This is a genomic window from Streptomyces niphimycinicus (genome assembly GCF_018883605.1).
Lineage (GTDB): Bacteria > Actinomycetota > Actinomycetes > Streptomycetales > Streptomycetaceae > Streptomyces > Streptomyces niphimycinicus.
Genome location: NZ_JAHLEM010000086.1, coordinates 1 through 5474 on the forward strand (window position 1 = coordinate 1; position 5474 = coordinate 5474).

Sequence of the window (5474 nt, forward strand, 5' to 3'; positions counted from 1 at the left end):
CCCGCTGAGGGTGCGCACCTGGCGCCACTGCGCCCGTTCGTACGGCACTCCGAGCGCCGCCATGGTGCACATGTCCCATACGGTTTCGGCCTCGTAGCCACGCGCCTCGGCCCAGTCGCTCAGGCTCTGGGCGTAGGCCATCTGGGCGGCCTCGTCGTCCCGCTCCATGATCGCCAGCTCGGCCTCGTCGACCGCGCGGGCGGCCTCGCGGACCCGTGGCTGGGCCACCGACACCAGCAGGTCGCGCACCGTCCGCTCATCGCGTACGGAGCCGATGAACTGCGGCATCACCCCGAGCGAACCGCTGACGGTGACCGTGCCGCCGTGCGGCTCCATCTCGCCGGAGACCAGCCGCAGCAGCGTGGTCTTGCCCGCCCCGTTGGGCCCGACCAGGGCGGCCACCGTGCCCTCCGCGACGCGGAACGACACATCGCCGAGCAGCAGCCGTCCGTCGGGCAGGAAATAGGCGAGGTGCGCGGCCTCCAGATGTCCCATGGTCCGGCATTCTCACGGTTCGGCCGCCCGGTCGGCAAAGCGATTTCCCGGACTGGGGCCCAAGGGTGCGCACATGCGGCTGAACACGGGGGCTCCGCCATCCGTATGGCAGAGAAACGTCCCCTGATCAGGAGGCACCACCATGACGCAGTCGGCAATCAACGGGCAGGGCACCACCCGCCGCGCCGTCGTCACCGCGGCGGGAGTGGCCGGGCTGGCCGCCACGCTTGCCGCATGCGGCGGCGATTCGGACAGCGGCAGCGCGGGCAGCGCCCAGGACGCCGGGGCCGCGCAGCCGTCGCAGGGCGCGTCACAGAGCGCGTCGCAGAGCGCGGAGGGCGGCCAGTCGGCCGGCGGGGACGGCATGGAACTGGCCAAGACCTCCCAGATCCCCGAGGGCGGCGGCATGGTCTTCAAGGACCACAAGGTCGTGGTGACCCAGCCCAAGGCGGGTGAGTTCAAGGCGTTCTCGTCGATCTGTACGCACCAGGGCTGCTCGGTCGGCGATGTGACCGGCGGCACCATCAACTGCCCGTGCCATCAGAGCAAGTTCGACATCACCGACGGCAGTGTGAAGGGCGGACCGGCGCGGAAGCCGCTGCCGGGCGCGCAGATCAAGGTGCAGGGAAGCTCGATCTGGATGGCGTGACGGCCGTCCCCCGCCAGCAGGCGACCACCTCGTCGGCCGTGGTGACGGCGGCCACGAGGGCGAGGGTGTGGCGGACCATCGCCGGGGTGTACGAGGCGGGCACCCCGGCGATCGCGTCCTCGGGCACCACGGCCGTATAGCCGAGGTTGACGGCGTCGAAGACGGCGGCCGGGATCGCCACATTGGCCGAAACGCCGGTGATGACCAGCGTGCGGCAGCCCAGATTGCGCAGCAGCGCGTCCACATCGGTCCCGGCGATCGGCGAGAGGCCGTGCAGCCGCCGTACGACCAGGTCCTCGGCGGCCACCGGAACCGGTTCGGCGATCTCCACCGCCGCGCTTCCGGTGAGCTGCCGGACCGGCAGCCGCTCGACGGCCCGGAACAGCGGGGCGTTGCGGCTCGCGCCGCGTCCGTCGGCGCGCCGCTCGGCCACCGCGTGCAGCACCTGGACGCCCGTGTCGTGGGCGGCCGCCACCAACTGGGCGACACGCCCGAGCGCACCGGACTCCTGGGCCACGGCGGCCAGTTCGGGCAGCGCGCTGTCCGGGCCCACCACACCGCGCTGGCATTCGACGGTGAGCAGGGCGCAGCCTTCCGGCCGGAGCAGTTCCACCAGGTCTTCGCGGGGGCGTGGGGTCACGGCGCGGGAGAGTAGCGCCCCTTGCGTCATCAAGGAAGAGCCATCATCCTGTGCCGCGTATCCAGTTACCGGGAGGTACGGGGTCGGATGACCGTCACCCAGCGGCGGGGACGCCGCATCATGATGGCCCAGGACGAGCTGGACGCCTTCCTCACCGAACAGCGCACCTGCCGGGTGGCGACCGTGGCCGCGGACGGGCGCCCGCATATCAGCCCGCTGTGGTTCTGCTGGGACGGCGCCGCCCTGTGGCTGTACTCCCTGACCCGCAGCCGCCGCTGGGCCGAGCTGCGCCGCGATCCGCGGATCGCGGTGGTGGTCGACGACGGGCACGACTACGGCGAACTGCGCGGAGTGGAGCTCTCCGGCAAGGCGGTCCTGATCGGCGAGGCGCCGCGCACCGGCGTGTCGTGCCCCGAACTCGACACGCCCGAGCGGATGTTCGCGGCGAAGTACTTCGGCCTGGACACCATGCCGTACGACGGGCGCCACGCCTGGCTGCGCCTGGACCCCGAGGCGATCCGCTCCTGGGACTTCCGCAAGATGCCGCAGGGCTGACCCGGGAGCGGGGCCCGGGTCGGGTTCCGGGCCGGGCTCGCCGGCCAGTCGGCGGTGAGTCCGCGGTCAGTCGGTGCTCAGTCGATGATCTTCTCGCCGACGGATCGCAGTACCTCGACCGCCGCACGGATCGAGGGCCTGCGATCGGCGTCCGCGCGCCAGATCGCGTAGATGTGCCGCCGCATCGTGGGCTGGCTGACGGGCACCATCCGCACTCCCTCGGGCACCGGGCCGCGGCCCAGCCGGGGCACCACCGCGATGCCAAGACCGGCGGCGATCAGCGAGAGCTGGGTGTGGTGCTCATGCGCGGTGTGCCGGATCCTCGGCTCGATGCCCTTGCCGCGCAGGGTCACCATCAGCCAGTCGTAGCAGAACCCGCCCTTGGGCCAGGAGACCCACTCGTCGTCCACGAAGTCCTCCGGCTCGACCGCGTGGCGGTCGGCGAGGGGGTGGTCGGCGGGCATCGCCACATCCACCGGGTCGTCCAGCAGGGCGGCCTTCACCAGCCCGCCGGGCATCGGCAGGGGCTTGTTGTACCAGTCCAGGACCACGGCCAGATCGATATCGCCGCGCACCACCGAGGGCACCGACTCATCGGGCTCCATCTCCTGGAGCCGCACGTTCAACTGCGGATGCTCGGTGCGCAGCCGGCCCAGCGCGCCCGGGAAGAGACCGCGGACGGCGGTCGGGAACGCGCCCAGCAGCAGCTCGCCGACGGCATGGCCGCGCTGCGCCTCCAGATCCGCCTGGGCCAGCTCCACCTGGGAGAGGATGCGCGCCGCGTGATCGGAGAGCAGCCGCCCGGCGTCGGTGAGGCGGATCCCGCGCCCGTTCTTGGCGAGCAGTTGCTGACCGGTCTCGCGCTCCAGCTTGGCGAGTTGCTGGGAGACGGCGGAGGTCGTGACATGCAGCCCCTCGGCGGCGCCGCTCACGGAGCCGTGGCGGGCCACGGCGTGCAAGGTCCGTAGGCGATCCAGGTTCAACATATAAGGAATCCTACGCGATACCGCGAACGAAATCTCGCTTGTCCTAAGAGGTTGTAGCCCACATCGTAATGGCATGACCTCAGCGACCGCCTCGGCGCCCCCTGCCGCCACCACGGCGGAGACCTCCTCCTCCCCTGCCCGCAGACCACTCCTCGACTGGCGCATCCGCTTCGGCGTGCTCTCCCTGATCTGGGGTTTCAGCTTTCTCTTCATCAAGGTGGGCAATGAGGCGTTCGCCCCCTTGTACGTCACGCTCGGCCGGATGCTGTTCGGCACCGCCGTACTGCTCGTGACGCTGGTGGTGCGGCGGGAGCGGCTGCCGCGCGGGGCGCGGGTCTGGGGCCATCTGGCGGTGGCCGCGTTCTTCCTCAACGCGCTGCCGTTCTCGCTGTTCGCCTACGCCGAGCTGACCATCCCCTCCACGCTGGCCGGTATCTGCAACGCCGCCTCGCCGCTGTGGGGGATGCTGCTCGCGGTGGTCGTGGTCTCCGACGACCGGCCGAGCCGTCAGCGTGTCGCGGGTCTGGGGCTCGGCTTCATCGGCGTGTTGATCGTGCTGGGCGCCTGGCAGGGCTTCTCCGGCCAGGACCCGCTGGGCACGGTGCTGGCACTGATCGCCTCGGCCAGCTACGCGGTCGGCTGGCAGTACGTCCGGCGCACGCTGAGCGATACGGGCCACTCCCATCTGTCGATGTCCGGCGGTCAGCTTCTGCTCGGCACGGTGCAACTCGCCCTCGTCGCACCGGTGTTCGCGAAGACGCCCACCTCCTTCCCGGTGCTGCCGCTGCTCTCCGTGCTCGCCCTGGGCGCGCTGGGCACCGGGGTGGCGTTCCTGGTCCAGTACGGGCTCGTCGACGAGGTCGGCCCGACGACGGCGATGATGGTCACCTACTTCGTCCCGGTGATCGCCACCACCGCGGGCGTGGCGATCCTCGGAGAACACCTCACCTGGAACACACCGGTGGGCGCGGCCGTCGTTCTCATCGGCGCGGCCCTGAGCCAGCGGCGCCCCACCGCCCGGTAGCCGCCCCGCTGCCCCGTTGACCGGTCGAGCGCCTTCCGTCACCTCAGCACGGCGGGCGCCGGCGGCAGTTCGCGGACGCGCCGGCCGGTTGGCGTCGAGCCCATGCCCCGCGTGGTCGGCGTACGGAATCCCGGACACTAATCCAGCCGCCCCGAGACCGTGGCCCCCACCGCCGCGGCCACCGCGGCGGCCACCGTCTCAATCTCGTCGGCGGCCAGCGGCGAGACCGTCAACCGGACCCCCGGTGGCGAGGCCACACGGAAGCGCGCCCCGGGGGCGACGGCCCAGCCCGACGCCAGCAGCCGGGCGACCGCGCCGGTCTCGTCCGGAACCGGCACCCACACATTCATCCCGCTCCGCCCGTGCGCGGCGATCCCCCGCTCCCGCAGCACCCGCACCAGCGCGGCGCGCCGGGTGTCGTACGACGCCGCCACCGCCGCCGCGTCGACCGCACCCGTCCGCCACAGCCCACCGACCGCGTCCTGGAGCAGATGGCTGACCCAGCCCGGCCCCAGCCGCTGGCGGCCGCGCACCCGGTCCAGGGTGACGGGGTCGCCGGTGAGCACGGCGAGCCGCAGATCGGGGCCGTACGCCTTGGCGGTGGAGCGGACCAGCGCCCAGTGGTCCGTGCCTCCGGCCAGGGGGCGCAGCGGGAGGTCCACGATGCCGTGCCCGTGGTCGTCCTCGATCAGCAGCACGGAGGGGTGGGCGGCGAGCACGCTGCGCAGCTCGCGGGCGCGTGTCGCGCTCACCGCCGCGCCGGTCGGATTCTGCGCCCGGTCGGTGACCACCAGCGCCCGCGCGCCCTGGGCCAGCGCCTGCTCCACCCGCTCGGACAGCGGTCCGTCGTCGTCGACCCCGACCGGGACGGCGCGCAGTCCGAGCGCCGGGATCAGGTCGAGCAGACTGCCCCAGCCGGGGTCCTCGACCGCGACCGCGTCACCGGGACGCAGATGCGCGGCCAGCACCCGCTCGATCGCGTCGAGCGCGCCGGAGGTGACGGCGACCGGCCCGGCCGGAACCCCGTCCGCGTCGAGGGCGGCCCGGGCGAGTTGGGCGATCTCGGGGACAACGTCCGGCGCGCCGTACAGCGTGGGGCGCTCCGTCGCGCGGGCCGCGGCCGCC

The 5474-nt window shown here is 72.6% G+C and carries 7 protein-coding genes; 3 read left to right on the forward strand and 4 right to left on the reverse strand.

The annotated features are described in order from the left end of the window. Nucleotides 1-495: ATP-binding cassette domain-containing protein (locus KN815_RS10270; protein WP_216341463.1), on the reverse strand; the 495-nt coding region annotated here is incomplete at its 3' end. Between the two features lie 142 nt (nucleotides 496-637). Between KN815_RS10270 and KN815_RS10275 the strand changes: the two genes are divergently transcribed. After that, on the forward strand, nucleotides 638-1144 hold the full coding sequence (locus KN815_RS10275; protein WP_216341464.1) for a Rieske (2Fe-2S) protein: 507 nt from the start codon (nucleotides 638-640) through the stop codon (nucleotides 1142-1144). Here the strand turns inward: KN815_RS10275 and KN815_RS10280 are convergent. Then, nucleotides 1110-1814 carry a cysteine hydrolase family protein gene (locus tag KN815_RS10280; RefSeq protein WP_216341469.1) on the reverse strand — a complete coding sequence of 235 codons (705 nt, stop codon included), beginning with the start codon at nucleotides 1812-1814 and terminating at the stop codon, nucleotides 1110-1112. The two genes, KN815_RS10275 and KN815_RS10280, sit on opposite strands and share 35 nt — an antisense overlap. A gap of 57 nt (nucleotides 1815-1871) precedes the next feature. Between KN815_RS10280 and KN815_RS10285 the strand changes: the two genes are divergently transcribed. Next, nucleotides 1872-2339, forward strand: a complete 468-nt coding sequence (locus tag KN815_RS10285; RefSeq protein WP_216341465.1) for a pyridoxamine 5'-phosphate oxidase family protein — start codon at nucleotides 1872-1874, stop codon at nucleotides 2337-2339. 77 nt (nucleotides 2340-2416) lie between these two features. Here the strand turns inward: KN815_RS10285 and KN815_RS10290 are convergent, their stop codons facing one another. After that, nucleotides 2417-3325, reverse strand: a complete 909-nt coding sequence (locus tag KN815_RS10290; RefSeq protein WP_216341466.1) for a LysR family transcriptional regulator — start codon at nucleotides 3323-3325, stop codon at nucleotides 2417-2419. Nucleotides 3326-3398: 73 nt separating this feature from the next. Between KN815_RS10290 and KN815_RS10295 the strand changes: the two genes are divergently transcribed. Beyond that, the gene (locus tag KN815_RS10295) at nucleotides 3399-4349 is read left to right on the forward strand and encodes a DMT family transporter (protein WP_216341467.1); all 951 of its coding nucleotides are present in this window, start codon (nucleotides 3399-3401) and stop codon (nucleotides 4347-4349) included. Between the two features lie 137 nt (nucleotides 4350-4486). On the opposite strand, the gene KN815_RS10300 is transcribed toward KN815_RS10295, so the two are convergent. After that, nucleotides 4487-5474, reverse strand: a 988-nt coding sequence (locus KN815_RS10300) for an aminotransferase class I/II-fold pyridoxal phosphate-dependent enzyme (RefSeq protein ID WP_216341468.1), incomplete at its 5' end; no start/stop codon positions are given.

Coding starts and splice junctions, on each gene's coding strand:
- KN815_RS10275 (WP_216341464.1), top strand. CDS start 638: ATGACGCAGTCGGCAATCAACGGGCAGGGCACCACCCGCCGCGCCGTC.
- KN815_RS10280 (WP_216341469.1), bottom strand. CDS start 1,814: ATGACGCAAGGGGCGCTACTCTCCCGCGCCGTGACCCCACGCCCCCGC.
- KN815_RS10285 (WP_216341465.1), top strand. CDS start 1,872: ATGACCGTCACCCAGCGGCGGGGACGCCGCATCATGATGGCCCAGGAC.
- KN815_RS10290 (WP_216341466.1), bottom strand. CDS start 3,325: ATGTTGAACCTGGATCGCCTACGGACCTTGCACGCCGTGGCCCGCCAC.
- KN815_RS10295 (WP_216341467.1), top strand. CDS start 3,399: ATGACCTCAGCGACCGCCTCGGCGCCCCCTGCCGCCACCACGGCGGAG.